This window comes from Pseudomonas sp. B35(2017) (assembly GCF_002113645.1).
GTDB lineage: Bacteria > Pseudomonadota > Gammaproteobacteria > Pseudomonadales > Pseudomonadaceae > Aquipseudomonas > Aquipseudomonas ekonensis.
Window position 1 is genome coordinate 222,383 of the sequence record NZ_NEIZ01000005.1, and the last position, 26,122, is coordinate 248,504.

26 protein-coding genes and 1 pseudogene are annotated in these 26,122 nt (G+C 66.4%); 16 read left to right on the forward strand and 11 right to left on the reverse strand.

The window, feature by feature from the left end:
* Positions 1 to 68: 68 nt before the first annotated feature.
* From folX to CAG41_RS12205, 4 genes are all read right to left on the reverse strand, one after another.
* Positions 69 to 440 carry a dihydroneopterin triphosphate 2'-epimerase gene (folX, locus tag CAG41_RS12190; protein WP_085578656.1) on the reverse strand — a complete coding sequence of 124 codons (372 nt, stop codon included), beginning with the start codon at positions 438 to 440 and terminating at the stop codon, positions 69 to 71.
* Positions 441 to 1,001: a GTP cyclohydrolase I FolE gene (gene folE / locus CAG41_RS12195; protein WP_085578658.1), complete on the reverse strand. Its 561-nt coding sequence runs from the start codon at positions 999 to 1,001 to the stop codon at positions 441 to 443.
* Between the two features lie 18 nt (positions 1,002 to 1,019).
* A complete protein-coding gene (gene folM, locus CAG41_RS12200; protein WP_085631672.1) occupies positions 1,020 to 1,730 on the reverse strand; it encodes a dihydromonapterin reductase in 711 nt (236 codons plus the stop codon).
* Positions 1,731 to 1,833: 103 nt separating this feature from the next.
* Positions 1,834 to 2,403, reverse strand: a complete 570-nt coding sequence (locus tag CAG41_RS12205) for an antibiotic biosynthesis monooxygenase (protein WP_085578662.1) — start codon at positions 2,401 to 2,403, stop codon at positions 1,834 to 1,836.
* A gap of 223 nt (positions 2,404 to 2,626) precedes the next feature.
* Between CAG41_RS12205 and CAG41_RS12210 the strand changes: the two genes are divergently transcribed.
* The gene (locus CAG41_RS12210) at positions 2,627 to 3,586 is read left to right on the forward strand and encodes a MerR family transcriptional regulator (protein ID WP_085578664.1); all 960 of its coding nucleotides are present in this window, start codon (positions 2,627 to 2,629) and stop codon (positions 3,584 to 3,586) included.
* A gap of 3 nt (positions 3,587 to 3,589) precedes the next feature.
* On the opposite strand, the gene CAG41_RS12215 is transcribed toward CAG41_RS12210, so the two are convergent.
* Positions 3,590 to 4,195 (reverse strand): hypothetical protein, encoded by a 606-nt coding sequence (locus CAG41_RS12215; protein ID WP_085578666.1) that lies wholly within the window; start codon positions 4,193 to 4,195, stop codon positions 3,590 to 3,592.
* A gap of 54 nt (positions 4,196 to 4,249) precedes the next feature.
* Entirely contained in the window at positions 4,250 to 4,726 is a 477-nt protein-coding gene (locus CAG41_RS12220; protein WP_085578668.1) for a PAS domain-containing protein, read from the reverse strand.
* A 152-nt stretch (positions 4,727 to 4,878) separates the two neighbouring features.
* Between CAG41_RS12220 and CAG41_RS12225 the strand changes: the two genes are divergently transcribed.
* Positions 4,879 to 5,334 (forward strand): flavodoxin, encoded by a 456-nt coding sequence (locus CAG41_RS12225; protein WP_085707042.1) that lies wholly within the window; start codon positions 4,879 to 4,881, stop codon positions 5,332 to 5,334.
* On the opposite strand, the gene CAG41_RS12230 is transcribed toward CAG41_RS12225, so the two are convergent.
* The gene (locus CAG41_RS12230) at positions 5,324 to 6,211 is read right to left on the reverse strand and encodes a LysR family transcriptional regulator (protein ID WP_085631670.1); all 888 of its coding nucleotides are present in this window, start codon (positions 6,209 to 6,211) and stop codon (positions 5,324 to 5,326) included. The genes CAG41_RS12225 and CAG41_RS12230 overlap by 11 nt on opposite strands.
* A gap of 95 nt (positions 6,212 to 6,306) precedes the next feature.
* On the opposite strand from CAG41_RS12230, the gene CAG41_RS12235 reads away from it, so the two are divergent.
* The 9 genes from CAG41_RS12235 (at position 6,307) to CAG41_RS12270 (ending at position 16,876) form a co-directional block, all read left to right on the forward strand.
* The gene (locus CAG41_RS12235; RefSeq protein WP_085631668.1) at positions 6,307 to 6,681 is read left to right on the forward strand and encodes a CidA/LrgA family protein; all 375 of its coding nucleotides are present in this window, start codon (positions 6,307 to 6,309) and stop codon (positions 6,679 to 6,681) included.
* Complete coding sequence (locus tag CAG41_RS12240; RefSeq protein ID WP_085707043.1) at positions 6,671 to 7,357, forward strand: LrgB family protein; 687 nt, start codon at positions 6,671 to 6,673, stop codon at positions 7,355 to 7,357. The genes CAG41_RS12235 and CAG41_RS12240 overlap by 11 nt, the downstream gene beginning before the upstream one ends.
* A 131-nt stretch (positions 7,358 to 7,488) precedes the next feature.
* Complete coding sequence (locus CAG41_RS12245; protein ID WP_085578678.1) at positions 7,489 to 8,271, forward strand: class II aldolase/adducin family protein; 783 nt, start codon at positions 7,489 to 7,491, stop codon at positions 8,269 to 8,271.
* Positions 8,271 to 9,173, forward strand: a complete 903-nt coding sequence (locus CAG41_RS12250; RefSeq protein WP_085707044.1) for an alpha/beta fold hydrolase — start codon at positions 8,271 to 8,273, stop codon at positions 9,171 to 9,173. The genes CAG41_RS12245 and CAG41_RS12250 overlap by 1 nt, the downstream gene beginning before the upstream one ends.
* A 175-nt stretch (positions 9,174 to 9,348) precedes the next feature.
* Positions 9,349 to 10,260 carry an SDR family oxidoreductase gene (locus CAG41_RS12255; protein WP_085578682.1) on the forward strand — a complete coding sequence of 304 codons (912 nt, stop codon included), beginning with the start codon at positions 9,349 to 9,351 and terminating at the stop codon, positions 10,258 to 10,260.
* A gap of 554 nt (positions 10,261 to 10,814) precedes the next feature.
* Positions 10,815 to 10,961 (forward strand): hypothetical protein, encoded by a 147-nt coding sequence (locus tag CAG41_RS28580; RefSeq protein ID WP_170929984.1) that lies wholly within the window; start codon positions 10,815 to 10,817, stop codon positions 10,959 to 10,961.
* Positions 10,962 to 10,995: 34 nt separating this feature from the next.
* Positions 10,996 to 12,789, forward strand: coding sequence for a DUF1302 domain-containing protein (locus CAG41_RS12260; protein ID WP_085631664.1), 1,794 nt, complete (start codon positions 10,996 to 10,998; stop codon positions 12,787 to 12,789).
* 24 nt (positions 12,790 to 12,813) lie between these two features.
* Positions 12,814 to 14,181 (forward strand): DUF1329 domain-containing protein, encoded by a 1,368-nt coding sequence (locus tag CAG41_RS12265; RefSeq protein ID WP_085695179.1) that lies wholly within the window; start codon positions 12,814 to 12,816, stop codon positions 14,179 to 14,181.
* A gap of 139 nt (positions 14,182 to 14,320) precedes the next feature.
* Complete coding sequence (locus tag CAG41_RS12270; RefSeq protein ID WP_085707045.1) at positions 14,321 to 16,876, forward strand: LuxR C-terminal-related transcriptional regulator; 2,556 nt, start codon at positions 14,321 to 14,323, stop codon at positions 16,874 to 16,876.
* Between the two features lie 47 nt (positions 16,877 to 16,923).
* On the opposite strand, the gene CAG41_RS12275 is transcribed toward CAG41_RS12270, so the two are convergent.
* A complete protein-coding gene (locus tag CAG41_RS12275) occupies positions 16,924 to 17,718 on the reverse strand; it encodes an IclR family transcriptional regulator (RefSeq protein ID WP_085578690.1) in 795 nt (264 codons plus the stop codon).
* 163 nt (positions 17,719 to 17,881) lie between these two features.
* On the opposite strand from CAG41_RS12275, the gene hmgA reads away from it, so the two are divergent.
* From hmgA to CAG41_RS12295, 4 genes are all read left to right on the forward strand, one after another.
* Positions 17,882 to 19,177 carry a homogentisate 1,2-dioxygenase gene (hmgA, locus tag CAG41_RS12280; RefSeq protein ID WP_085578692.1) on the forward strand — a complete coding sequence of 432 codons (1,296 nt, stop codon included), beginning with the start codon at positions 17,882 to 17,884 and terminating at the stop codon, positions 19,175 to 19,177.
* Between the two features lie 3 nt (positions 19,178 to 19,180).
* Positions 19,181 to 20,485 carry a fumarylacetoacetase gene (gene fahA / locus CAG41_RS12285; protein WP_085578694.1) on the forward strand — a complete coding sequence of 435 codons (1,305 nt, stop codon included), beginning with the start codon at positions 19,181 to 19,183 and terminating at the stop codon, positions 20,483 to 20,485.
* A 12-nt stretch (positions 20,486 to 20,497) separates the two neighbouring features.
* On the forward strand, positions 20,498 to 21,133 hold the full coding sequence (gene maiA, locus CAG41_RS12290) for a maleylacetoacetate isomerase (RefSeq protein WP_085578696.1): 636 nt from the start codon (positions 20,498 to 20,500) through the stop codon (positions 21,131 to 21,133).
* A 163-nt stretch (positions 21,134 to 21,296) separates the two neighbouring features.
* Positions 21,297 to 22,667 carry an aromatic acid/H+ symport family MFS transporter gene (locus CAG41_RS12295; protein WP_085578698.1) on the forward strand — a complete coding sequence of 457 codons (1,371 nt, stop codon included), beginning with the start codon at positions 21,297 to 21,299 and terminating at the stop codon, positions 22,665 to 22,667.
* Positions 22,668 to 22,733: 66 nt separating this feature from the next.
* Here CAG41_RS12295 and CAG41_RS12300 read toward each other — a convergent pair whose 3' ends face one another.
* Positions 22,734 to 23,537 carry a SirB1 family protein gene (locus CAG41_RS12300; RefSeq protein WP_085578700.1) on the reverse strand — a complete coding sequence of 268 codons (804 nt, stop codon included), beginning with the start codon at positions 23,535 to 23,537 and terminating at the stop codon, positions 22,734 to 22,736.
* 184 nt (positions 23,538 to 23,721) lie between these two features.
* Between CAG41_RS12300 and CAG41_RS12305 the strand changes: the two genes are divergently transcribed.
* A complete protein-coding gene (locus CAG41_RS12305; RefSeq protein ID WP_085578702.1) occupies positions 23,722 to 24,741 on the forward strand; it encodes a Glu/Leu/Phe/Val dehydrogenase dimerization domain-containing protein in 1,020 nt (339 codons plus the stop codon).
* Between the two features lie 170 nt (positions 24,742 to 24,911).
* Here the strand turns inward: CAG41_RS12305 and CAG41_RS12310 are convergent.
* Both CAG41_RS12310 and CAG41_RS12315 read right to left on the reverse strand, forming a co-directional pair.
* Positions 24,912 to 25,169, reverse strand: a pseudogene (locus CAG41_RS12310) (YebG family protein); the annotation flags it as partial.
* A gap of 175 nt (positions 25,170 to 25,344) precedes the next feature.
* Positions 25,345 to 26,115, reverse strand: a complete 771-nt coding sequence (locus tag CAG41_RS12315; RefSeq protein WP_085578706.1) for an SDR family NAD(P)-dependent oxidoreductase — start codon at positions 26,113 to 26,115, stop codon at positions 25,345 to 25,347.
* Positions 26,116 to 26,122 lie beyond the last annotated feature (7 nt).

Genomic DNA, 26,122 nt, shown 5'->3' on the forward strand with positions numbered 1-26,122 from the left:
GATGGGCTCTGTGCAGTCAAATCGTGGCGCGGATGATAAAAGCCTGGCGCCCGATGCGCCAGTTACGCTCAGCGGCTGGCCGCCAGGGTGATCGACACCGATTCGGCGAACCGCAGCGCATGGGGCTTGTCGACCTCGACCTCGGCGTACTGCACCGCCGTGTTGGCCATCACCAGATCGAGCAGCTCCTGGGTCAGGCGTTCGAGCAGGGCGAAGCGGTTGCCTTCCACGTGGGCGATGATGGCCTTGGTGATGGTGCGGTAGTTGAGCGCATGGTCGATGTCGTTGTCGCGCACCGCTTCCTGGGCGGCGTACAGGATGGTCAGGTTGATCAGCACGTCCTGCTTGTTGAGGATCTCGTCCTCGTTGATCCCGATGAAAGTGCGCAGGCGCAGATCCTTGACCCGGATGCGCGCCGTTCCCGGCTGAAGTTGTGGCATTTACGTGCTCCGTCCAATCAATTGCAGGAACTCCTGGCGGGTGTTGCTCGACTCGCGGAAGGCGCCGAGCATGACCGAGGTGTTCATGGTCGAATTCTGTTTTTCGACACCGCGCATCATCATGCACATGTGTCGGGCCTCGATGACCACCGCGACCCCTGCGGCAGCGGTGACCTGTTCGATGGCCTCGGCGATCTGCCGGGTGAGGTTCTCCTGGATCTGCAGGCGGCGGGCGAACATGTCCACCAGCCGTGCGACCTTCGACGGCTCCAGCACCCTGCCTGTCGGAATATAAGCCACATGGGCCTTGCCGATGAAGGGCAGCAGGTGATGTTCGCACAGCGAGTACAGCTCGATGCCGGGCACGATGACCATCTCGTCGGTGTCGGAGGCGACCAGCGCACCGTTGACGATGGCCTCGACGCTTTGCCCGTAGCCGTCGCACAGGTAGCGCATGGCCTTGGCCGCGCGCTCGGGCGTGTCGAGCAGGCCCTCGCGGTCGGGGTCTTCGCCGAGGCCGACGAGGATTTCGCGGTAATGGCCGGACAGGGAAGGCGTCATGGTGATCCTCGCGGGCGCTTATTTGACGTGCCGCCCGCCGTTGACGGTCAGGGTGGTGCCGGTGACGTAGGGGTTGTCGAGCAGGTAGCGCAGGCTCTGGTAGACCACCTCGCTGCCGGGCTCGATGCCCAGCGCGGATTTGGCCAGTGCCTTGGCGCGGTACGCCGCGTCGTCGTCCGGGTTGAACAATAGCAGGGCCGGCGCGATGCCGTTGACCTTGATCGCCGGCGCGTAGCGGGCGGCGAAGGACAGGGTCAGGCTGTCGAGGCCGGCCTTGGTGGCGCAGTAGCCGATGTGCTTGCTGCTGCCTCGGCGGGTCACGTCGTCGCTGATATGGACGATGTCGGCCGGGCCGGACCTGCGCAGCAGTTCCTCGCAGTGCAGGTTGATCAGGTACGGCGCGAGCATGTGCACGCCGAACATCCGCGTGAAGTCCTGGCCCTGGCGGGCGTCGCTTTCCTCCAGCCATTCGGAGGCGTTGTGCACGATGGCCCGCAGGCTGTCGGTGCGGGTCTTCAGGTCAGCGATGAAGCTCAGGATGGAGGCTTCGTCGCAGAAGTCCGCCTGCAGGCCGATGGCGCCCAGGTCGCGCAGCGCCTGCACGCCGGGGCGTTCGGTGCGGTAGGTGAACAGGACGCGGTGGCCGTCTTCGAGCAGGCGCTGCGCGCAATGCAGCCCGACACGCTGGCCGGCGCCGGTGATGAGGATCGGGGCGGAGGTGGAGGTCATGAACGGCTCGCGTCGGGGGGAGAGCAAAAACTATAACAGCGGCGCGGGCGCAGACCTACGCATGGATCGGCAGGAGCGGGCCGGCCCGCCCCTACGCCGGGGGTTACGGGTTCTGGGTGGAGGGGGCGGCGGGGGCACGGCGCGCCGGCGTGCCGCTCAGCCAGTTGGCCAGCAGCCTCGTCGACAGCGGAATGAAGAAATAGACCATCAATGGCGTCAGGCACAGCGTGCTGACGAACACCCGCGGCAGCAGGCTCATGTCGGCGAGCAACGGGCCCAGCACGAAATTGAACAGCAGCGACACCGGAAAGAACGCCAGCCAGATCGCCACCGCTTGCTTCCAGCGTGGCGGCCGTTGTCCGGCGGCGCCGAACCAGCCTTCGATGCCGCTGACCCGGTGCTCCTTCGGATGGGCGAACAGATCGCTGCCGCGGGCCAGCCAAGCGGTGCGCGACGCGGAGTGCTCCCAGGCGTGCAGCGTCTGCTCGTCGGCGAAGCGGAAGATGATCTGGAATTCGTTGTCGTCGGGCGGCGGGGCGAGCACGCCGGAACCCAGGTAGCCAGGAAAGTCGGTGGCCAGTTGTTCGCCTTCGCGCAGCCAGGCGATCAACTCCTGATAACGGCCTTCGGCGACGCGGCGGGCGACCATCAGCGTGACGGGTGAAGCAGACATTTTGTATCTCCGTATTACAGATGCGTCGCTCCGGATAGGGGCAACGCCTGAACGCGGCGCCGGGGTGGTGGGCCGCGTTTTTCGACAAGCAAGGATTATTCCGGATTTCCCCGATAAAACCAGCCACATTCGTCGCCGTTCACGGCTTGAACCGGCACCGGGCATCGGGGGTAGAATGGGATCCAACTTTGCAGCCAACGCCAACAAGGACGTGCGCCCGCCAATGCCTGTCATCAACGAGCTTCGCCTTGCCTCGCAGGCCTCTGCCGCGCTCGAGCGCGAAGAGCTGTTCCCCATACGCGAAGTGGCTCGGCTGACCGGCGTCAACCCGGTCACGTTGCGTGCGTGGGAGCGACGCTACGGCCTGATCCAGCCGACACGCACCGAAAGCGGGCACCGCCTGTACTCCGTGACCGATATCGAGCGCGTGCGCAGCATCGTCGATTGGATCGACCGCGGCGTGTCGGTGAGCAAGGTCGGCAAGATCCTGGCCAGGACCGAGCCGAGAAAGGCGTTGGCGCACATCATTCCCGACGAACTGGTGCAGACCGATTACCTTCAGTGGCAAGAACAGGTGCGCCGGGCGGTCAGCTCGTTCGACGATCAGGAACTGGACCGCGTCTACGGCCAGATCTTCTCTTCCTATGCGTTGCCCGTGGTGTTCCAGGACATCCTGATGCCGCTGTGGCTGCAGATGCTGCAGCGTCAGGACGCGTTCGGGCAGACCAGCGAATGGCTGTTCCTCGATGGCTTCCTGCGCGCCCGGGTGCTGCAGCGTGTCGTCATGCTGCGTGGCTCGCAGCCGCGCAAGGTGATCGTCAGCGCCCTGGCCGGGCAGTGCCGCGAACTCGAACTGCTGGTGGCGGCGCTGTTCCTCAGCGACAGCGATGCGGGGGTTCGGGTGCTGACCACGGGGCAGCCGTTCGACGAACTCACCTTGGTCTGCGAAAAGATCAAGCCTCAGGCGCTGGTGCTGTTCTCCAACCACGCGCCGTCGCCGGAGCTGCCGCGGCGCCTGAACCGTCTGGCCTTGAGCCTGGATTGCCAATTGATGCTGGCCGGTGACGCCGCGGATCTGGCGCAGGACAGCCTGGCAGGGTCGTCCATCGGTTGCCTGGGCAACGAGGGCGCGACCATGCGTCAGCGGATGGTGCAGTTCCTGGCGGGGAACCTGGATACCTGAACCTCAGGTGTGCAGGGCGGGGTGCGACAGACGATGCTGCTGCAGGATGAACTGGCGCAGGCGCTCGGTCTCGTCGGCGTCGCTCTGATTCAGCGCGTAGGCGTAGAAGCCTTGCTCGGTTTCCCGCTCGAAGGTGCCGCGCAGCGAGATCCGCTCATAACCCGACGGGCTGAACCACAGAGCGAAGTGCTTCGGCGGCTTGGTCTTGTTGCGCACTTCGAGCAGGACGCCCTTGTGCGAAACCTCGTGCACCCAGAGCATGCCCGGCTGCCCCTTGGCGTTCTCCAGCGCCACCGGCTCTTCGAGGGCCAGGCGCCACGGACGCACCATGGGGCCGTCCTCGTAGATGCTCGGCACGCCCAGGCGCAGGTGCAGGGCGTGGAACTCATCCTCGACCAGATGCAAAGGGAAGGTCATCTGCTGGTTTTCGAAGTTGGCCTGGATGGTCACCTGCTCATGGGCCGCCAGGCGCGTGAGCAGGTCGCGGATCTGCGAACCGCCGTTGACCATGAGACTCGACGTCGCATCCCGCACGTTCAATTGCGGGTTGTGTTGCATGGTCTGGATGAAATCCAGCTCATCCTGGGTCAGGAGGGCGTCGCGTTGCATGGCTAACTCGAAATAAATAATTACAAAGTCATTGGTGATTGTAGTTAATGACCATTAGTTCGCCGCTTTGTTTGAACCGTTCGTCGCTTTCAGGGCGGCGAGCTCGGCCTCCAGCGCGGCCACCTGGGCCTCCAGCTGGATCACCCGCTGCTGCGCCTTGACCTGAACGGTCACGTCCTTCTGCACGCCGACGAAATACGTCTGCCCGTCTTCGGCGCCCTTGACGGTCGACAGGGACAGCTCGTTGTAGAACGGCGTGCCGTCCTTGCGGTAGTTGCGCAGGATCTCGCGGCACGAACCGCCGTCCCGGAGCGCGTTGCGGATCAGCGTCAGGTTGTCCTGGTCACGGTCGCCGGACTGCAGGAAGCGGCAGTCCTGGTAGAGGATCTCTTCGCTGGTGTAACCGGTCAGGCGTTCGAAGGCCGGGTTCACGTAGATCAGGATGTTGTCCTGTTCACCTTCGCGTTCGGCCACCACGATGCCGTCGTTCGACGCGTTGATCACCATTTGCAGCAGGTTGGCATTGATCATGGTTGAATCCTTTCAGGGTTGTCGACCGCTCGCATTCTAGAAGATCGCCGGGCGCTGTCTACTGGCCATCAGCGCTTGTTGAGAACCAATCGCAGCGTTGTGCGTCCGGCTGTTACTATCGCCGCTCATTTTTCAGTTTCGGGATCAGATTGATGAAAGTCGCCATTCTCTCCGGTTCGGTCTACGGCACCGCCGAAGAAGTCGCCCGCCACGCCCAGAGCCTCATGAAGGCGGCAGGGCTTGAAACCTTCTACAACCCGCGCGCGAACCTGGCCGACCTCCAGGCGTTCGGCCCTGAAGCGTTCCTGGCGGTGACCTCGACCACCGGCATGGGCGAGCTGCCGGACAACCTGCAACCCTTGCATTCGGCGCTGCGCGATCAATTGCCGGCGGCCTGGCGCGGTCTGCCCGGCGCGGTGATCGCCCTGGGCGACGCCAGCTACGGCGAGACTTTCTGCGGCGGCGGCGAGCAGATGCGCGAACTGTTCGCCGAGCTGGGCCTGCGGGAAGTGCAGGACATGCTGCGTCTGGACGCCAGCGAAAGCGTCACCCCGGAAACCGACGCCGAGCCGTGGCTTGAAGGGCTGATCGCCGCACTCAAGGGCTGACCGCCCGCTCGCGCAGCAGCGCCAGCCAGGCCTGCGCCGCTTTCGACAGGTAGGCGCCGCTGCGCCAGATGAACGCGATGTCCCAGCGCAGGGTGTCCGGCGCCCGCAAGGTCAGGCGCACCACGCCCGGGCGCTCCAGGGCGCGGGCCACTACGCTTGGCAGCAGCACCACGCCTTGGCCGGCGGCGACCAGGGCGGCGAGAAAATCCGCCTGGCCGCTGCGTCCGCCTTCCTTCGGGGTGAAGCCCAGTTGCTGGCAGGCCTGAAGCAGGCGGTCGTTGAGCACGAAGCTGCGCTGATACAACAGGAACGGCGTGTCCGCCAGTTCCTCCAGGCCGATGTCTCCCTTGCCGGCCAACGGATGGTCCACCGGCAGCAAGGCATCCAGCGGTTCGTCGCAGAACGGCTGGAAGTCGAACTGCGGATCTTTCGGCAGCAGGCTGCCCCCCAGCTCCAGTTCGCCGCTGAGCACCGCCTGCTCGACATGGCGGCTGCCGCCCTCCAGCAAGTGAATGGCGATGTTCGGATAGCGCCGCCGGTACTCGGCGAACAGCCCGGCGAACAACGCGTCGCTGCCCAGCAGGGGCAGGCCCAGGCGCAGCTCGCCGCGGGCCAGTTGGCTGAGGTCGTCCAGTTCGCTGAGCAACTCGTTGCGCAGGCGCAGCATGCCTTCGGCCCGTTGCAGCACCACGCTGCCGGCGGCGGTCAGGCGCAACTGCGATCCGAGCCGTTCCAGCAGCGCCGTGCCCAGGCTCTGCTCCAGCTGGGCGACTTGCTTGCTCACCGCGGACTGGCTGATGTGCAAGGTCTTGGCGGCCTGGGTGAACCCGCCCTGATGCATCACTTCGACGAAACTGCGCAGCTGTTTGAATTCCATGGCCTGATTCCGAATTGGAATGGCTGTGAGTCTAACAATTCGCTTCGGAGATGGCAGGCCGCTTCGTAAAATGGGCGCCTGCGAGGAGCGAAACCATGATCAAGCGTCTTTCCCGTCTATTGGCCGAACTGGCCGTGCTGCTGGGCCTGTATCTGCTCGGCTGCCGGCTGGCCGCGTGGCTGGCTTGGCCGATTCCCGGCGGGGTGATCGGCATGGCGCTGTTGCTGCTGGCGTTCGCGTCCGGCCGGGTCAAGCCGGCGGCGTTGCAGCTGGGCGCCGGGCTGCTGATGGCCGAGATGCTGCTGTTCTTCATTCCCGCGCTGATGAGCCTGCTGGATCACGGCGCCTTGCTGCGCGACGACGGCTGGCGGATCGCGCTGGTGATCGGCGCCAGCACGTTGATGGTGATGCTGGTGACGGCGTTCACCGTGGAGCTGGCCGTGCGCCTGAGGCCTTCCCATGACGTATGAACCGATGCCGATGTTCTGGCTGGCCTTCACGCTGCTCGCGTACCTGTTCAGCCGTTGGCTGTACCGGCGCACCGGGCGTTATGTGCTGTCGCCGCTGATCCTGGTGCCGGCGCTGCTGCTGGCCCTCGCGGTGCCGTTGCACACCGCCTATGCCGAGTACTCCCGCGACACCCGCTGGCTGATGCAGGTGCTGGGGGCGGTCACCGTCGCGTTCGCGGTGCCGATCTGGCAGCAGCGGCGCCTGTTGGTGCGGCATTGGCCGGCTCTGTTGCTGGGCATGCTGGCCGGCAGCGCGGCGTCGGTCGCGACCTCGTTCGGGCTGGCCCGGGCGCTGGCGCTGGACAGCTCGGTGACGCTGTCGCTGGTGCCGCGCTCGATCACCACGCCGTTCGCCATGCCGTTGGCGCAGGATCTGGGCGGCGTGCCGGAGCTGACGGCGGTGTTCGTGATGTTCACCGGGGTGTTCGGGGCCATGCTGGGTGGCGTGCTGCTCAAGTGGCTGCCGCTGCGCAGCGCCCTGGCGCGCGGTGCGCTGTTCGGGGTCGGCGCCCATGGCGCAGGCGTCAGCCGGGCCCGGGAAGTGGGGGGTGAAGAGGGCTCCGTGGCCGGGCTGGTGATGGTGCTGACCGGGCTGCTCAATCTGTTCGCCGCCCCTTTGCTGGCGTCGGTGCTTTGACATGGATCCAAGGCCCTGGCCTTTCTGACCCGCTCAGTCATCAAGCTGGCTACCAATGCAACTACACGATCTTCGGCGGCTGACTAGACTGCTGTCACGTGCAGAACAATAAGAACGCAGAGGTGCATACAGTGAGCGTAGCCCCCGTCCCGTCGTCCCAGAATGTCAAAGACCAGGTCAGTGCCGCGGAGTGGCAGACCCGGGTCGATCTTGCCGCCTGTTACCGTTTGGTCGCCCTGCATGGCTGGGATGACCTGATCTTCACCCACATCTCCGCCAAGGTGCCCGGCACCGAAGATTTCCTGATCAACCCCTTCGGCCTGATGTTCCATGAGATCACGGCGTCGAGCCTGGTGAAGGTCGACCTGGCCGGCCGCAAACTCATGGACAGCCCCTACGAGATCAATCCCGCCGGCTACACCATCCACAGCGCCGTGCACGAAGTGCGGCACGACGTGGCCTGCGTGCTGCACACCCACACCGCGTCCGGCGTGGCGGTGTCGGCGCAGCGGCAGGGGGTGCTGCCGATCAGCCAGCAGTCGCTGTTCGTGCTGTCCAGCCTGGGCTATCACGCCTACGAGGGCGTGGCGCTGAACCACGAGGAAAAGGCCCGGCTGCAGGCCGACCTGGGCGACAGCAGTTTCCTGATGCTGCACAACCACGGCCTGCTGACCTGCGGCGGCACCATCGCCGATACCTTCCTGATGATGTTCACCTTCCAGCGCGCCTGCGACATCCAGGTGATGGCCCAGGCCGGCGGCGCCGAGCTGATTCCCATCGAACCGCAGATCCTGGCCGGTGCCCGGGCGATGATCGCCGGCGTCACCAAGAGCGCCCAGGGCATGGGCGGCGCGCTGGCCTGGCCGGCGCTGCTGCGCAAACTCGATCAACACGACGCGGGATACCGACTCTGATGCCTCTGACCGAGATTCCGCTGAGCGTCTGGCGCAAGCGCAGCCGCACGTTTGTCTTCCGTGGCCAGGCGATCCGTTACTGGACGTGCGGGCAGGGCGAGCCGCTGCTGCTGATCCATGGCTTTCCGACCGCCAGCTGGGACTGGCATTACCTCTGGCAGCCGCTGGCCCAGCGCTACCGGGTGATCGCCTGCGACATGCTCGGTTTCGGCGATTCGGCCAAACCCCTGAACCACACCTACAGCCTGCTGGAGCAGGCCGACCTGCAACAGGCGCTGCTCGCGCACCTGAAGGTCGAACAGCCGATCCACGTGCTGGCCCACGACTACGGCGACAGCGTCGCCCAGGAATTGCTCGCCCGGCACGGCGACGGCCTGATCGAGGTGGCCAGTTGCGTGTTCCTCAACGGCGGCCTGTTCCCGGAGACCCACCGGCCGGTGCTGATGCAAAAGCTGCTGCTCAGCCCGTTGGGCTGGATGATCGGCCGTGCGTTCAGCCGCGAAGGCCTGGCGAAAAGCTTCCGGCAGATCTTCGGGCCGCAGAGCCGTCCCAGCGAAAGCGAGCTGGATGACTTCTGGAGCCTGATCGAGAGCAACCGCGGGCGGCGGATCATGCACAAGCTGATCGGCTACATCCCCGAGCGACGGCTGCAGCGCGACCGTTGGGTCGCGGCCATGCAGCGCGGCGACATCCCGTTGCGAGTGATCGACGGCGAAACCGATCCGATCTCCGGCGGGCACATGGTCGAGCGCTACCGCCAGCTGATTCCGGACGCGGACGCGGTGCTGTTGCCGGGCATCGGCCATTACCCCCAGACCGAAGCGCCGGCGCTGGTGCTCAAGCACTACCTGGCGTTTCGCGACCACCTCGCGCTGCCGCCCCTCAAGGCCGCGTGCTCCTGAACGCCGCGCAGCGGCGCGCGTGCTGCCGCTCGCTGCGCCGCAACGCAAACGCTCCCGTCTGATCATCCTTGCGCCTTATCGGCCGCCATTCAGCGCCAGCCGTGTTCGTTGTGACCGCAGCGCCTGTGCCTGACACTCGGGCTCTCTGTCCCTCAGGCCTGCTGGAGTCCCTGCCATGAATGAAGCTGTGCGTTTCGAAGACAAAGTCGTGATCGTCACCGGAGCCGGCGGCGGCCTGGGGCGGGCCCACGCGTTGCTGTTCGCCAAGCAGGGCGCCAAGGTGCTGGTCAACGACCTCGGCGGCTCGACCCAGGGCGAGGGCGCCAACGCGTCGGCGGCCGACCGCGTGGTTGCGGAGATCCGCGCGGCCGGCGGCATCGCCGAGGCCAACCACGATTCGGTCACCGACGGCGACAAGCTCGTGCAGAACGCGCTGGATGCGTTCGGCCGCGTCGATGTGGTGGTCAACAACGCCGGGATCCTGCGCGACAAGTCCTTCCACAAGATGGAGGACGCCGATTGGGACCTGGTCTACCGCGTCCATGTCGAAGGCGCCTACAAAGTCACCCGCGCTGCCTGGCCGCACCTGCGCGAGCAGAATTACGGACGGGTGATCTTCACCGCGTCCACCTCCGGCATCTACGGCAACTTCGGCCAGTCCAACTACGGCATGGCCAAGCTAGGCCTGTACGGCCTGACCCGCACCCTGGCCATCGAGGGCCGCAAGAACAACATCCTGGTCAACGCCATCGCCCCCACCGGCGGCACCCGCATGACCGAGGGCCTGATCCCGCCGCAGGTGTTCGACCAGCTCAAGCCCGAACTGGTCAGCCCGCTGGTGGTGTACCTGGCCAGCGAGAACTGCCAGGAGACCGCAGGCCTGTTCGAGGTCGGCGGCGGCTGGATGGGCAAGGTGCGCTGGGAACGCAGCCTGGGCGCCGGGTTCGATCCGAACGCGGGCTTCTCGCCCGAGGATGTCGCGGCGCACTGGCAACAGATCTGCGACTTCGAAGGGGCGGCGCACCCGAAGGACAACATCGAGGCGCTGAAGGAAATGATGGGGAATCTGCAGAAGTATTCGTTGTGATCCAAGCCGGCCACCGGGGTGATCCCTGGTGGCCGTTTGCTGTTGCGCGTACCGGTCGTTCAACATGAATGTTGGCGTTGTCCGGTTCTGCCCCTCCCGCTGACCTGTGCACCCTTCTCAAAAGGCGTCGTCTAGGTTTTCAGCCGTTTTCCTCTTGCATGCCGTTGGCGTCCGGACATTCTGTCCGGCGACGCCACGGCGGAGCCCCTCCCTGAACACAACACCGATTCCTGCTCACGGGTGCTGAGACCGAACGTGTCCGGTGTGGCAGGAGGACTGATCCGCAGACAAAAAAAAGGCCGCTGCATCAGCAGCGGCCAAGGTAAGACGTTGGATCAAGGAGCTACAAATCAACGTCAGTGAACAGCGGGTCGAGGGAGCGCAAGCGTTGCGCACCGTCTGAAAACGGTTGCCGACGGCCAACAGGCCATGGACTTCTTGCTTCAGGCTGTCCGCCTAGAAAGCCCGTTCAGAATAAGGCCACGGGCCTGTGGGAAAAATACCGATTCCGGACATGCACTGTTGCGGGGCATGCAACAGTCCGGTGCACCGCGATGAGCATCATGCCCGGCATTGATCGTAGACCATCCAGCCCGTTCATGATCGGCGAAGAGGCCTGCCCGGCAAGGGCATTCATCCTTTCGGGCGACAGCGTGAATACCTCCTTGGTGCGCTTATCGGGCGCGGCCGCCGGGCAGTAGGGTGGAGCCTCCTGTCACTCACCGGGGAAGACGCATGACAAAAACAACAATGCGCGCCATCTTCACACCGCAGGCGTTGGCCGTTGCGGTGGCCTTGGGATGCTGCGCCCAGGCGCAGGCGGTTTCGTTCAACATCGGGGAAATCGAGGGCACGTTCGACTCGTCGCTGTCGGTCGGTGCGAGCTGGGGCCTGCGCGATGCCGACAAGTCGCTGGTGGGGACGGTCAACGGCGGGACGGGGCAGTCCTCGACCGGGGATGACGGGCGCCTGAACTTCAAGAAAGGCGAAACCTTCTCCAAGATCTTCAAGGGCATCCACGACCTTGAGCTCAAGTACGGCGACACCGGTGTGTTCGTGCGCGGCAAGTACTGGTACGACTTCGAGCTCAAGGACGAGGACCGCGAGTTCAAGCCGATCAGCGACAAGGGCCGCAAGGAGGGCGCCAAGTCCTCGGGCGCCGAGATCCTCGACGCCTTCGTCTACCACAACTATTCCATCGCCGACCTGCCGGGCACCGTGCGCGCCGGCAAGCAGGTGGTGAGCTGGGGCGAGAGCACCTTCATCGGCAACTCGATCAACAGCATCAACCCCATCGACGTGTCGGCGTTCCGCCGCCCTGGTGCGGAGATCAAGGAAGGCCTGATCCCGGTGAACATGCTGTTCGCTTCCCAGGGCCTGACCGACAAGCTCACGGTCGAAGGCTTCTATCAGCTGGAGTGGGATCAGACGGTCCTGGACAACTGCGGCACGTTCTTCGGCGTCGACGTGGCGGCGGACGGCTGCACCACCGGCTACACCGTCGGCAACCCGGCGATCGCGCCGCTGGCGCCGTTGGCGGCGGCGTTCGGGCAGCCGATCCAGGTGACCCGCGAAGGCGTGGTGATTCCCCGGGGCGGCGACCGCGACGCGCGGGACTCGGGGCAGTGGGGCACGGCGTTGCGCTGGCTCGGCGAAGACACCGAGTACGGCCTGTACTTCATGAACTACCACAGCCGCACGCCGACCGTCGGCACCACCACCGCCGGGCTCTCGACCCTGGCGGCGTTGCCGGGGATGGTCGGGATCGCCAACGGCATCGCGCCGGGCGCCGGCTCCGGCCTGGCCCAGAGCGTGATGCTCGGCCGCGGCCAGTACTACCTCGAATACCCGGAAGACATCCGCCTCTATGGCGCGAGCTTTTCCACCACGCTGCCCACCGGCACCGCCTGGACCGGCGAGATCAGCTACCGGCCCAACGCCCCGGTGCAGGTCAACACCAACGACCTGACCCTGGCGATGCTCAACCCCATCGCCGGCGGCGCGGCGTCGCCGCTGGCCACCCGCCCCGGCGCCGACAACAAAGGCTACCGGCGCAAGGAAGTGACCCAGGTGCAGAGCACCCTGACCCACTTCTTCGACCAGGTGCTGGGCGCCGAACGCCTGACCGTGGTCGGCGAGGCGGCGGTGGTGCGGGTCGGCGGGCTGGAGCCGCGCAGCAAGCTGCGTTACGGCCGCGACTCGGTGTACGGCCAGTACGGTTTCGGCGGCGACACCGGCGGCTTCGTCACGTCCACCTCGTGGGGCTACCGGGCCCGGGCGATCCTCGACTACGCCAACGTGATCGGCGGCATCAACCTCAAGCCCAACCTGTCCTGGTCCCACGACGTCGCCGGGTACGGCCCCAACGGGCTGTTCAACGAAGGGGCCAAGGCGGTCAGCGTCGGGGTCGATGCCGACTACCGCAACACCTACACCGCGAGCCTGAGCTACACCGACTTTTTCGGCGGCGACTACAACGTCCTCGAAGACCGTGACTTCGTGGCCCTGAGCTTCGGCGTGAACTTCTGACCTGCCCGAATAAGGATGAATCCGATGCGCAAGATGATTCTGCAGTGCGGCGCCCTGGCCTTGAGCCTCCTGGCGGCCAACGTGATCGCGGCGGTGTCGCCGGAAGAGGCGAACAAGCTCGGCACCAGCCTGACGCCCCTGGGCGCCGAGAAGGCTGGCAACGCCGACGGCTCGATTCCGGCGTGGACCGGCGGCATTCCGAAGAACGCCGGGGCGGTGGACAGCAAAGGGTTTTTGGCCGATCCGTTCGCCGGCGAGAAACCCCTTTTCACCATCACCGCCGCCAACGTCGAGCAGTACAAGGGCAAACTGTCCGACGGCCAGGTGGCAATGTTCAAGCGCTACCCCGAAACCTACAAAATTCCGGTCTACCCGACCCACCGCACCGTCGCCGCGCCGCCGGAGATCTACGAGTCGGCCAAGCGCAGCGCGCTGAACGTGACGACCATCAACGACGGCAACGGCCTGGCCAACTTCACCGGCAACCGCTACTACGCTTTCCCGATCCCCAAGAACGGCGTCGAGGTGCTGTGGAACCACATCACCCGATACCACGGCGGCAACCTGCGGCGGATCATCACCCAGGTGACGCCGCAGACCAACGGCAGCTACACGCCGATCCGCTTCGAGGAAGAGATTGCGGTGCCGCAGTTGATGAAGGATCTGGATCCGGAGAAGGCGGCCAACGTGCTGACCTTCTTCAAGCAGTCGGTGACCGCCCCGGCGCGGCTGGCGGGCAACGTGCTGCTGGTGCACGAGACCCTCGACCAAGTGAAGGAGCCGCGCCTGGCCTGGATCTACAACGCAGGCCAGCGCCGGGTGCGCCGCGCCCCGCAGGTGGCCTACGACGGGCCGGGCACGGCGGCGGACGGCCTGCGCACCTCGGACAACTTCGACATGTTCTCCGGGGCGCCGGACCGCTACGACTGGAAACTGATCGGCAAGAAGGAAATGTACATCCCCTACAACAGCTACAAGCTCGATTCGCCGAGCCTCAAGTACGACGACATCATCAAGGCCGGGCACATCAACCAGGACCTGACCCGCTATGAGCTGCACCGGGTCTGGGAGGTGGTCGGCACGGTCAAGCCGAGCGAGCGGCACATCTACGCCAAGCGCCACATGTACCTGGACGAGGACAGCTGGCAGGTGGCGCTGGTCGACCACTACGACGGTCGCGGCCAACTGTGGCGGGTGGCGGAGGGGCACGCCCAGTACTACTACGATCACCAGGCCCAGGCGTACACCCTCGAAGCGCTCTACGACATCATCGCCGGCCGCTACATCGCCTTGGGCATGAAGAACGAAGAGAAGCACAGTTTCGAGTTCGGCTTCGACGCCAAGGCCGCCGACTACACGCCGTCGGCCCTGCGTTCGGAGGGCGTCCGGTAACGGTCGCGATACACAAGGCGTACAAAAGGCGACCGGGCGGTCGCCTTTTTTATGGGGGCCGATCAGCCGCTTGAATACTTATCAACAAGCGCGCGAGACAGGGCTAGGGTGACGGCACAACGATAAGAAGGCTCGCACGATGACCGCCATGACGCCGTGTCTGGATTCGCCCCGTTTTCTGCCCAGGCTGTCTGCCCATCACCAGTTGCGCAGCCGTCTGAGCGGGCCGCTGCTGGAGACCACGGCACGCATCCGCTTGCTCTGCGCGCCGCCCGGCAGCGGCAAGACGGCGTTGATGACCGAATGCCTCCTGCAGGTGCCGGCGGGCTGCACGGTGCATTGGCTGCCGCTGGCGGGCGCGGCGTTGTCTGTCGAGGGGTTCTGTCGGCGGCTGGCCCAGGCGCTGGGCGCGCAGGGTTCGGACGAGGCTGCGCTCACCGAGGAACTGGCCCGCTGGCGGTCGCCGGCCTGGCTGATGATCGATGACTATTGCCGCCAGCCGGATCCGTTGCTGGACGCCTTGCTCGACCGTTTGCTGGCGGCCAGCGCCCCGACGCTGATCTGGTGGATCGGCACCCGCCGGCGTCCGTCCTGCAATTGGCCGCGCCTGCTGCTCGACGACGCGTTGCATGAGTGCGAGGCGGCGGCGCTGGCGCTCACGCCGCAGGAACTGGCCCCGGTGCTGCGGCACCTGCCGCCGGAGCAGGCGGGGCTGGCGGCCGAGCGCATCGTGCGGCGCACCGGCGGCTGGTGTGCCGGCGTGCGCATGGCGTTGCTGCAGAAGTGCGACTGGTCGCAACGGGAACTGCCGCAGCAGCGTGCCGACACCTTGCTCGATTACCTGCAGCGCGAACTGTTCAGTGGCCTCACCCCCGAGCTGGCCGAAGCCTGGCGGGTGCTGGCGCATTTTCCACGGTTCAATGCCGGGCTCTGCGATCACTTGTTCGGCGCCGGGGAAGGCACGCAGTACCTGAGCGACTTGCAGGCGCTCGGTTGCTTCATCGAACCCTGGCAGGGCTCGGCCGACTGGCTGCAGGTGTTCCCGGCGCTGTCCCGGTTGATCATTGACGAGCACTGGCCCCAGGGGCGTTCGTGGCATCGGCGGGCCTGTCAGTGGTTCGCCGCCGAACAGGACTGGAAGTCGGCCTTCGAACAGGCGTTGCTCGCCGAGGAGTTCGAGGTGGCGGTCAGCCTGTTGCAGCATTTCACCTTCGAGCACCTGTTCGAGGACCGGGCCGTGGTGCTCCTGCTGAGCCTGCACGAGCGCCAGGGCGAGGCGCTGATGCTCGGCTCGCCGCAACTGATCGGTCTGATGACCGCCGCCTTGCTGTTTGCCGGGCGATTCAGCCAGGCGACGGCCTGGATCGGGCATCTGGGGCGCTTCCTTCCCCAACCGTCGGCGGTGCGCCAGCAGCAATTGATCGCCCGCTGGCAGGCGCAGCAAGGGTGGCTGCTGCACTTGCAGGGGCACATGGACGCCGCCCGCGAACATTTCGAGCAAGCGTTGGCGGCGTTGGCGGATGACGCCTGGCCGGCGCGCTTGCTGTGCCTGTCCGGGCAGACGCAACAGGCGCTGCTGTGCGCCGAGATGGATCGGGCGCAGGCGATCAACCGCGAGGCCCTGCGTCTGGCCCGGGCCTGCGGGTCACTGCTGTTCGAGGGCTTGCTTGAGCTCGATCACGCCCAATGGCTGGAGCAGCGCGGCGCGCCGGGACGTGCCGACAGCCTGTTGGCGCAGATGGAGCAATTGTTGAGCGCGCGGGACGAACGTCCGACGCCCTTGCTGGGGCGCATCGCCTTGCGGCGGGGGCGGTTGGCGCTGGGCATGGGGCAGCAGGCGCAGGCCGCCGAATGCTTCCGGCAAGGGCTGGACGATTGCCTGCGCAGCCACGACAAACGCGTGCTGTATGGCTTTCTCGGCCAGGCGCAACTGGCCGCCAACGGTGGGGACTATGCCCAGGCCTTCGAACGATTGCGCGACGCGGAACGGCTGATGCAGCAGCGGCAGATTCCGGACACGGTCTACCGCGGCGCGCTGCTGCAGGTCAGCAGCCATTTCTGGTTGCAGCAGGGGCGGGCGGAGCTGGCGTGCGAAGCCTTGAGCCGGGTGCTCAGGCACTATCGCGGCCCGCAGGCATTGCAGGCTCCGCCGGCGACGCTGGAGCTGATTGCGCGGATCGAGTATTTACTGATCCTCGCCATGGCCAGATCGCTGTCGGCACCGAGCGATGCGGCGGCGCAACTGGAAGGCCTGATGAACCGGGCGCAGGCGCGGGGCATGTGGGCGCTGTTCACCGAGCTGCAGCTGGCGACGGCCGAACTGTTGTGGCTGGAGGGTCGCCCGGCCGACGCGAAAGCGCGGCTGCACGAAGGGATGGACAGCGTGACCAAGTACCAGGGGCAGCAGGCGCTGAGCGAACTGCGCCTGCGCGTACCGGCATTGCTGCAGGCCTGCCACGAAGTGCGGGGTGAGGAAACCGACGCGCTGTCGGATCAGACAGGCACGTTGAGCCAACGGGAGCGGCAAGTCCTGAAGCTGATCGCGCTCGGCCATTCCAATCAACAGATTGCCGATGCGCTGTTCATTTCTCTGCACACCGTCAAGACCCATGCCCGGCGGATCAACGGCAAGTTGGGGGTTCAGCGCAGGACGCAAGCGGTGGCCAAGGCGAAGTCGACGGCGCTATGGCAATGAGCGGGCCAGCCTTTGCGGCGGCGGTGGCCGGATGCTGAAAGGCTGAGTCAACCCTTCAGGCCGTCGCCCTGATAGCCCATCCGCCAGCTCACGGCCCGCGCCGCCGCCAGCAACCGCCGGGCCGCCGGGCCGTTTTCGTCGGCGTGGAACAGCGAGGTCGGGCCGACGATGGTCAGCACGGCGGCGATCTGCCCGACCGCGTTGAACACCGGGGCCGACAGCGCGTCCACACCCGGCATCAGCAAGCCGTGCACGTGGTGCAGGCCCCGTGCGCGGATCTGCTGGCACAGGTCCGCATAAGCCTTCTCATCCGCCAGCGGATGCTCATCGACCGCGGTTTCCCGCTCGCGCAGTTCGTCGGTTTCGCGGTGCGGCAGGTAGGCGCTGAAGACCAGGCCGGTGGATGAACTGAGCAGCGGCAGCACCGAGCCCAGTTGCGTCACCACCGTCACCGCCCGCACCGCCGGCTCGATGTGCACCACGGTTGCGCCCTGGTTGCCCCAGACCGCCAGAAAGCAGGTTTCGTTGAGTTCGTCGCGCAGTTCCGACAGCGGCAGGGCGGCGACCTTGAGCACGTCCATGCTGTTGAGGGCGGCCAGGCCCACGCGCAGCGCCTCGCGGCCCAGCCCGTAGTGGTTGGTGGCGGCATCCTGCTCGGCGAACCCCGAGGCGATCAACGCCTGCAGGTAGCGGTGCACCTTGCTCGCCGGCATCTGCACGTGCTCGGCCAGGCGCGACAGCGAGGTGGCGGGCGACAGTTCGGCCAGCGCCTTGAGGATGTCGGTGCCGACCTCGGCGGAGCGCACTTTCTGTTTGCCGTTGCTGTCGCTGGTTTTTTCCATGGTGGCGCCGTGTCCCGGATCGAATGGGCGTCTTTATAGCTTGACGCTGGATAGCGAGCAAATTACGTTATGCGTAATCGAATTACGACAATAACAACCCCGGCGTGCCAGCACCTCTGATCCAGAGCGACGGGCCATGCCGACTCCCTGTTCAGGAGGCTCCATGAACCTCGATTCAGCCCTGGCGTACCAGTCGGGTTTCGGCAACGAATTCAGCAGCGAAGCGTTGCCGGGTGCTTTGCCCGTCGGCCAGAACTCCCCGCAGAAAGCCCCCTACGGCCTCTACGCCGAACTGTTTTCCGGCACCGCCTTCACCATGGCCCGCAGCGAAGCGCGGCGCACCTGGATGTACCGGATCAACCCGTCGGCCAATCACCCGGCGTTCGCCAAGCTGGAGCGGCAACTGGCCGGCGGCCCGTTGGGTGAGGTCACGCCCAACCGCCTGCGCTGGAACCCGCTGGACATTCCGTCCGCCCCCACCGATTTCATCGACGGCCTGGTGAGCATGGCCGCCAACGCCGGCGCCGAAAAACCGGCCGGCATCAGCATCTACAGCTATGCCGCCAACCGCTCGATGGAGCGGGTGTTCTTCAATGCCGACGGCGAGCTGCTGCTGGTGCCGCAACTGGGGCGCCTGCGCATCGCCACCGAACTGGGCGTGCTTGAGGTCGAGCCGCTGGAGATCGCCGTGCTGCCGCGGGGCCTGAAGTTCCGCGTCGAGCTGCTGGACGCCCAGGCCCGCGGCTACGTCGCCGAGAACCACGGCGCACCGCTGCGCCTGCCGGACCTGGGGCCGATCGGCAGCAACGGCCTGGCCAACCCTCGTGACTTCCTGACCCCGGTCGCGGCCTACGAGAACCTTCGGCAGCCGACCACCCTGGTGCAGAAGTTCCTCGGCCAGCTGTGGGGCGCCGAGCTCGGACACTCGCCGCTGGACGTGGTCGCCTGGCACGGCAACAACGTGCCGTACAAATATGACCTGCGCCGGTTCAACACCATCGGCACGGTCAGTTTCGATCACCCGGATCCGTCGATCTTCACCGTGCTGACCTCGCCGACCAGCGTGCACGGCCTGGCCAACCTCGACTTCGTGATCTTCCCGCCGCGCTGGATGGTGGCCGAGAAGACCTTCCGTCCGCCGTGGTTCCACCGCAACCTGATGAACGAGTTCATGGGCCTGATCCAGGGCGAGTACGACGCCAAGGCCGAAGGCTTCGTGCCCGGCGGCGCGTCCCTGCACAGCTGCATGAGCGCCCACGGCCCGGACGGCGAGACCTGCACCAAGGCCATCAACGCTGACCTCAAGCCTGCGAAGATCGACAACACCATGGCGTTCATGTTCGAGACCAGCCAGGTGCTGCGCCCGAGCCGTTTCGCCCTCGACTGTCCGCAACTGCAATCCAATTACGACGCCTGCTGGGCTACGCTGCCTGTCACGTTCGACCCGACCCGGAGATAACCCATGACTCAGACTTCCATCGCCCGCAGCTGGGTCGCCTCGGCCAACGGCCACGCGGACTTCCCGCTGCAGAACCTGCCGCTGGGCGTGTTCAGCGCCGACGGTTCGGCCCCGCGCAGCGGCGTGGCCATCGGCGACCGCATTTTCGACCTGGAGGCGGCGCTGGACGCCGGCCTGTTCGAAGGCGCCGCCCGCGCGGCGGCCGAAGCCACCCGCGGCGGCCAGTTGAACGCCTTCTTCGCCCTCGGCCGCGAGGCACGGGTCGCCCTGCGCGCACGCCTGCTGGAGCTGTTCAGCGAAGGCAGCGCCCTGCAGGCGAAGATCGAAGCCCCGGGCGCCAAGCTGCTGCCGCTGGCCGCCGACTGCCAGATGCACCTGCCGGCGCGGATCAGCGACTACACCGACTTCTACGTCGGCATCGAGCACGCGCAGAACGTCGGCAAGCTGTTCCGCCCGGACAACCCGCTGCTGCCCAACTACAAGCACGTGCCGATCGGCTACCACGGCCGGGCGTCCACCGTCCGCGCCTCCGGCACCGATGTGCGCCGTCCGAAAGGGCAGACCCTGCCGGCCGGCGCCAGCGAGCCGACCTTCGGCCCTTGCGCCCGCCTGGACTACGAACTTGAGCTGGGCATCTGGATCGGCCAGGGCAACGAGATGGGCGAGCCGATCGCCATCGGCGACGCCGCCGAGCACATCGCCGGTTTCTGCCTGCTCAACGACTGGTCGGCCCGCGACATCCAGGCCTGGGAATATCAGCCGCTGGGGCCGTTCCTGTCCAAGAGCTTCATCACCAGCGTCTCGCCGTGGGTGGTGACCGCCGAAGCGCTGGAGCCGTTCCGCACCGCGCAGCCGGCGCGTCCGCAAGGTGACCCGCAGCCACTGCCGTACCTGCTCGACAATCGGGATCAGGCCGGCGGCGCGTTCGACATCGAACTGGAAGTGCTGCTGCTCACCGAGGCCATGCGCGAGCAGAACCTGCCGGCCCACCGCCTGACCCTGAGCAACACGAAATACATGTACTGGACCGTCGCACAGATGGTCGCCCACCACAGCGTCAACGGCTGCCAGCTGCAGGCCGGCGACCTGTTCGGTTCGGGCACCTTGTCGGGGCCGGAAAGCGGCCAGTTCGGCAGCCTGCTGGAGATCACCGAGGGCGGCAAGAAACCGGTCGAGCTGGCCACCGGCGAAGTGCGCAAGTTCCTTGAGGACGGTGACGAAATCATCCTGCGCGCCCGTTGCGCCCGTGACGGTTTCGCCTCCATCGGCTTCGGCGAGTGCCGGGGCAAAGTGCTGGCGGCACGCTGACAGGAGCGGCTCATGGATCTCTACACTTACTACCGTTCCACCTCGTCGTACCGGGTGCGCATCGCCCTGGCGCTCAAGGGGCTCGACTACCGGGCGCTGCCGGTCAACCTGATCGCGCCGCCGGGGGGCGAGCACCGGCAACCGGCGTACCTGGCGATCAATCCGCAGGGCCGTGTGCCGGCCTTGCGCACCGATGACGGCGAGCTGCTGATCCAGTCGCCGGCGATCATCGAGTACCTGGAGGAACGTTATCCACAGGTGCCGCTGCTGCCGGAAAACCTTGCCGCCCGCGCCCACGTGCGCGGCGTGGCGTCGGTGATCGGCTGCGACGTGCATCCGCTGCACAACGTCAGCGTGCTCAACCGGCTGCGTCAGTCGGGTCACGACGAATCCCAGGTGACGGAGTGGATCGGCCACTGGATCGGCCAGGGGCTGGCGACGGTGGAGCAACTGATCGGCGACGAAGGCTTCTGCTTCGGCGAATGGCCGTGCCTGGCTGACGTGTACCTGATCCCGCAGCTGTACGCCGCCGAGCGCTTCAACGTCGCGCTCGACGCTTACCCGCGCATCCGCCGGGTGGCGGCGTTGGCCGCTGCGCATCCGGCGTTCGTCAAGGCCCATCCGGCGAACCAGCCGGACACCCCTTGAGGCCTGGCGCCGCTCAGCCGTAGGCGCCGATCTGCTGGCAATCGCGACCTGTCGGATTCATCCGGGATGACTGACATGCCGCCATCGCCAGCAGGCTGGCTCCCACAAGTAACACCGGTTCTGTCGCAGCAAACAACCATAAGAACAAAACAGGTACCTTGCGATGCACAACCAGATTGCCAGCTTCCGGGCGGCGCTCGACGCCCGTCCTGTGTCCCGTTTCCAGTGGTCGCTCCTGATCCTGCTCGCCTTGCTGCTGGTCACCGACGGCTACGACGCCCAGGTGCTCGGCTATGTGGTGCCGGCGCTCGCCCAGGACTGGGGGCTTGAGAAAGCCGCGTTCGGCCCGGTGTTCAGCGCCAACCTGCTCGGCCTCACCCTGGGGTCGCTGGCCGTGACGCCTTTGGCCGACCGCTTCGGCGTGCGGCGGATCCTGCTGGCCTGCGTGCTGATCTACGCCAGCCTGACTGTGCTGATGGTGTTCGCCGATTCCCTGGACACCCTGATGGTCGCGCGCTTCATCTGCGGGATCGGCATGGGCGGGGCGATGCCCAGCGCCATGGCGCTGATGTCCGAATATTCACCGCCGCGCCTGCGCACCTTGATGGTGACACTGGCCGCCTGCGGTTTTTCGTTCGGCGGCGCGGCGGGCGGGTTCGTCGCCGCCGGCTTCATCGACCGCTTCGGCTGGCAGGCGGTGTTCCTCGCCGGGGGCGTGACGCCATTGCTGCTGTTCCCGTTCCTGTGGTGGCTGTTGCCCGAATCGCTGCCGCGGCTGCTGCGCGATGCGCCGCCTTACGCACGCCTGCGCAAGGTCACTGCGCGGATGCTCCCGGACTGGCAGCCGCCGGTGGCGTCCGTTGAACAGAACGAGCGCGAGCAGGGCAGCAAGCTGACCGTGGTCGAGCTGTTCCGCAACGGCTATGCACGGCCGACGCTGCTGATCTGGTCGACCTTTTTCGTCAGTCTGATCCTGCTGTATTTCATGATCAGCTGGCTGCCGTCGCTGCTGCTGGAAAGCGGGCTGGCGCTCAAGGAGGCGAACCTGGTGACGTCGATGTTCCTGTTCGCCGGCACCGTGGGGGCGATCTGCATGGCCTGGTTCGCCGACCGCCTCAAGCGCAAGGTGCGCCTGCTGTCCGGCGTGCTGGCCGGGGCGGCGTTGTGCACGGTGCTGCTGGGGCTCAACCACGACAATCCCCGCTATCTGGTGGCGTTCGTCTTTGCGGCCGGGTTCTGCATCATCGGCGGGCAACTGACGCTCAACGCCTTCGCCAGCAACTTCTACCCGGCGCACGTGCGCGCCACCGGCACCGGCTGGGCGCTGGGGGTCGGGCGCTTCGGTTCGATCCTAGGACCGCTGTTCGGCAGCCTGCTGTTGGCGATGCACATTCCGGTGCAGCAGATTTTCTTCTTCTGTGCGGTGCCGGCGGTGATCGCCGCACTGCTGATCATCCAGGTGCGCTCGCCCGCCGAGCCCACCCGATCAGATGTGGGAGCCCGCCTGCTGGCGAAGAACGATAACGCGGTTTGACTGACAGTCCGCGGCGCCTGGAATCGCCAGCAGGCTGGCTCCCACAAAGGCTTGCGCCTATAGGGTTCAGTGGACGATGGCGTTGGGCGGCAGGTGGCCCAGGCGTTCGGTCAGGCGCAGCCGCTGGATCGGGTCGTCGCTGAGCAGCAGCGCACGCTCCAGGTCGAAGCGCTCGGCGTTGGGGCAGTCGAGGCGCTGGTACAGGCTGGCGCGGGCCAAGTAGTCGGCGGCGTTGGCGTTGCCCAGTTCGAGCACGCGTTCGGCGTCGATCAGGGCGGCGATGAAGTCGTCGTGGGTCAGGTGCAGCTGGCGCAGGTTGCGCGACAGACGCTGCAGCATCTGCAGCGGCTCGGCGGTCTGCAGGTGCTCGGCGTTCAGTTTCATCTCAGGCCCGTACTGGCGGTGCAGCAGGTCGCGGCAATCGTTGGGGTAGAGCCGACGTCCGCCGCAGGGGTCGAGCAAATGGTCGGCGCCAGGCACCCGCAGCAGGAAGTGCCCGGGAAAGTTGACGCCGGCCAACGGGATGCCCAGCCCGCGGGCCAGCTCCAGGGCGATCAACGCCAGGGCCAGCGGCTGGCCGCGACGGGTCTGCAGCACCTTGTGCAGCAACGCCGCCTGGGGGCGCAGCGGCGAGAAGTCGTCCTGGGCGAACCCCAGGTCGTTCATCCGCCGCAGCAGCGGCTGCGCCAGTTCGCCGGCCGGCAGCATCGGCAGGCCGGCGCCGACCTTTTGCTGCAGCTCCCTGAAGTCCCGCAGCAGTGCTTGGGGATCGACGCCGTTGTCGTGTTCGGCCGCGATCCACAGCGCGGCTTCGAACAGCGCGGGCGGCGAACGGTACAGGCAGTCGAAGAAACGTTGGCGCGGGTTCATCACAATCTCCGTCGGATGCCTCGTTGTAGCCCCGTCCTCGCCATTCGTCCAGTGCGCCGCCGCTCTGGCGCCGGGTTATGCCGCGAAGCATCGGCGCACGCCTGCGCTTATTCCGGCGCGCTTCAGCAATTTTCAGGCGCAAGCCTATACTGGCGACTACCGCAAGTGATTCGGGAGCCCGTCGATGTTCGCTCTCATGCAAAGCACTCGCCTGGAATCGCTGCACCTCAGCGTCGACCCGCAATCCGGGTTGAAGGCGGTGATTGCCATCCACAACAGCCGCCTGGGGCCTGCCTTGGGCGGGTGCCGTTACTTGGCCTACCCCAACGACGAGTCCGCGGTCGAGGACGCCGTGCGCCTGGCCCGGGGCATGAGTTACAAGGCCGCCCTGGCCGGCCTGGCCCAGGGCGGGGGCGTGGCCGTCATCGTGCGGCCGGCCCATGTGGAAAACCGCGCCGCGCTGTTCGAGGCCTTCGGCCGCTGCATCGATCAGTTGGACGGCCGCTACATCACTGCCATCGACAGCGGCACGTCGGTGGCGGACATGGACTGCATCGCCCAGCACACCCAGCACGTCACCAGCACCACGTCCGCCGGCGACCCGGCGCCCCATGCCGCGATGGGCGTGTTCACCGGCATCCGCGCCACGGCCATGGCGCGGCTGGGCAGCGACAACCTCGAAGGCCTGCGTGTGGCGATCCAGGGGCTGGGCAATGTCGGCTTCGCCCTGGCCGAGCAACTGCACGCCGCCGGTGCGGAGCTGCTGGTCAGCGACATCGACCACGGCAAGGTGCAGTTGGCGATGGAGCAGCTCAACGCCCATCCGATCGCCAACGACGCGCTGCTCAGCACCCCGTGCGACATCCTCGCGCCGTGCGGCCTGGGCGGCGTGCTCAACAGCCACACCGTGCCGCAGCTGCGCTGTTCGGCGGTGGCGGGCTCGGCGAACAACCAGTTGTCGCACCTGGACATGGCCGACCAGCTGGAGCGGCGGGGCATCCTGTACGCGCCCGACTACGTGATCAACGCCGGCGGGCTGATCTACGTCTCGCTCAAGCACCGGGGCGAGGAGTTGCCCACCATCACCGCGCACCTGTCGAAGATCAGTTCGCGGCTGACCGAAGTGTTCGCCCACGCCCAGGCGGAAAAGCGCTCCCCGGCGCGGGTGGCCGACGAACTGGCGGAAAGGGTGCTCTACCGTTGAAGCTTGGGTTTGCCCGGACATGAAAAGGCCCCCGGACCGTTCGGTCCGGGGGCCTTGTTCAATTCGGGCTGCGGTTACTTGGCGGCCTTCGCTGCCTTGACCGGCTTGGCCGGCGTCTCCACCGGTTCGGCCGCTTCGCTCGGTTCGGCCTCCGGGGCTTTCCCGGCGGGCGCCGCCGGCGCGTTGATCAGTTCCGACAGCGCATCGGGCTGGCTCTTGAACGCCTTGGCGAACACGTCGCGGTTCTTCGCCATGTAGATCCCGACTTCTTCCACTTGCTGCTCGTTCAACGACGGAACGGCCTTCTGCAACACTTCGGACAGCAGTTCCGCCAGTTCGAGCATCTTGTCATGACGGTCAGCTTCGGCTTTATCCATGAACAAGCGCTCCAGGTCTCGGCTGCTGCGGTATACCACTTCGACGGCCATTCACCACCTCACATGCCTTCACGTTGGTTGTACTGTATCTATATACAGCGAAAAGGATAGGCGAATCCCTTCGCTTTGGGTAGTGGCTTTTCAATGTAGACCGGATCCGGTGATTTTCCCGGGCGCAAACGCAACGACCCGCCGTGGGCGGGTCGTCGGGCAGGAAGGGGCCGGGTCAGAACTTGCCGCTGGCGTACCCTCCGTCGATGGGCATGATCACGCCGGTGACGTAGGACGACTGGTCGCTGAGCAGCCAGAGCACCGCGTTCGCCACTTCGTCGGCGGTGCCGAAGCGCTTCATGGAGGTGACGTTGATCTTGCGCTGGGTGTTCTCCGGCGCGGCCTGCAGGCGGGCCTCGCTGTTCATGCCGCCGAGGATCGGGCCGGGGGCCACCGCGTTGACGCGGATGCACCCGCCATCCGCCAGCCGGGCGTTTTCGATGGACGCCACCTGCGTCATGCCGTTGATCGCCTGCTTGCTGGCGACATAGGCCACCTGGCCGCCGATCGGCACCACGCCGGCGCAGGACGACGTATTGACGATGGAGCCCCGGCCCTGGTCGAGCATCAGCCGCAGTTCATGGCGCAGGCTGTGGTAGGTGCCGTTGACGTTGATGCTCATCACTTTCGCCCAGTCGTCCGGGCACGACTCCGCCACGGCGCCGTAGCGGGCCGTCACGCCGGCGTTGTTGAAGGCGCAGTCGAGCCGGCCGTAGAGGGTGCGGATGCGCCCGAAGGCCTGTTCGACCTGCGCCGGGTCGGCGACGTCGCACGGGATGAAGCGGCAACGCTCGCCCAGCCGGTCCGCCACCTGCGCCCCCTTTTCCTCGTCCCGGCCGAACACGATCACTTCGGCGCCGGCCTTGATCAGGCGTTCGCTGACGGCTTCGCCGATCCCGCTGGTTCCGCCTGTCACCAGGCACACTTTTGCTGTGAAGTCGTACATGGTCACG

Coding starts and splice junctions, on each gene's coding strand:
- folX (WP_085578656.1), bottom strand. CDS start 440: ATGCCACAACTTCAGCCGGGAACGGCGCGCATCCGGGTCAAGGATCTG.
- folE (WP_085578658.1), bottom strand. CDS start 1,001: ATGACGCCTTCCCTGTCCGGCCATTACCGCGAAATCCTCGTCGGCCTC.
- folM (WP_085631672.1), bottom strand. CDS start 1,730: ATGACCTCCACCTCCGCCCCGATCCTCATCACCGGCGCCGGCCAGCGT.
- CAG41_RS12205 (WP_085578662.1), bottom strand. CDS start 2,403: ATGTCTGCTTCACCCGTCACGCTGATGGTCGCCCGCCGCGTCGCCGAA.
- CAG41_RS12210 (WP_085578664.1), top strand. CDS start 2,627: ATGCCTGTCATCAACGAGCTTCGCCTTGCCTCGCAGGCCTCTGCCGCG.
- CAG41_RS12215 (WP_085578666.1), bottom strand. CDS start 4,195: ATGCAACGCGACGCCCTCCTGACCCAGGATGAGCTGGATTTCATCCAG.
- CAG41_RS12220 (WP_085578668.1), bottom strand. CDS start 4,726: ATGATCAATGCCAACCTGCTGCAAATGGTGATCAACGCGTCGAACGAC.
- CAG41_RS12225 (WP_085707042.1), top strand. CDS start 4,879: ATGAAAGTCGCCATTCTCTCCGGTTCGGTCTACGGCACCGCCGAAGAA.
- CAG41_RS12230 (WP_085631670.1), bottom strand. CDS start 6,211: ATGGAATTCAAACAGCTGCGCAGTTTCGTCGAAGTGATGCATCAGGGC.
- CAG41_RS12235 (WP_085631668.1), top strand. CDS start 6,307: ATGATCAAGCGTCTTTCCCGTCTATTGGCCGAACTGGCCGTGCTGCTG.
- CAG41_RS12240 (WP_085707043.1), top strand. CDS start 6,671: ATGACGTATGAACCGATGCCGATGTTCTGGCTGGCCTTCACGCTGCTC.
- CAG41_RS12250 (WP_085707044.1), top strand. CDS start 8,271: ATGCCTCTGACCGAGATTCCGCTGAGCGTCTGGCGCAAGCGCAGCCGC.
- CAG41_RS12255 (WP_085578682.1), top strand. CDS start 9,349: ATGAATGAAGCTGTGCGTTTCGAAGACAAAGTCGTGATCGTCACCGGA.
- CAG41_RS28580 (WP_170929984.1), top strand. CDS start 10,815: ATGAGCATCATGCCCGGCATTGATCGTAGACCATCCAGCCCGTTCATG.
- CAG41_RS12260 (WP_085631664.1), top strand. CDS start 10,996: ATGACAAAAACAACAATGCGCGCCATCTTCACACCGCAGGCGTTGGCC.
- CAG41_RS12265 (WP_085695179.1), top strand. CDS start 12,814: ATGCGCAAGATGATTCTGCAGTGCGGCGCCCTGGCCTTGAGCCTCCTG.
- CAG41_RS12270 (WP_085707045.1), top strand. CDS start 14,321: ATGACCGCCATGACGCCGTGTCTGGATTCGCCCCGTTTTCTGCCCAGG.
- CAG41_RS12275 (WP_085578690.1), bottom strand. CDS start 17,718: ATGGAAAAAACCAGCGACAGCAACGGCAAACAGAAAGTGCGCTCCGCC.
- hmgA (WP_085578692.1), top strand. CDS start 17,882: ATGAACCTCGATTCAGCCCTGGCGTACCAGTCGGGTTTCGGCAACGAA.
- fahA (WP_085578694.1), top strand. CDS start 19,181: ATGACTCAGACTTCCATCGCCCGCAGCTGGGTCGCCTCGGCCAACGGC.
- maiA (WP_085578696.1), top strand. CDS start 20,498: ATGGATCTCTACACTTACTACCGTTCCACCTCGTCGTACCGGGTGCGC.
- CAG41_RS12295 (WP_085578698.1), top strand. CDS start 21,297: ATGCACAACCAGATTGCCAGCTTCCGGGCGGCGCTCGACGCCCGTCCT.
- CAG41_RS12300 (WP_085578700.1), bottom strand. CDS start 23,537: ATGAACCCGCGCCAACGTTTCTTCGACTGCCTGTACCGTTCGCCGCCC.
- CAG41_RS12305 (WP_085578702.1), top strand. CDS start 23,722: ATGTTCGCTCTCATGCAAAGCACTCGCCTGGAATCGCTGCACCTCAGC.
- CAG41_RS12315 (WP_085578706.1), bottom strand. CDS start 26,115: ATGTACGACTTCACAGCAAAAGTGTGCCTGGTGACAGGCGGAACCAGC.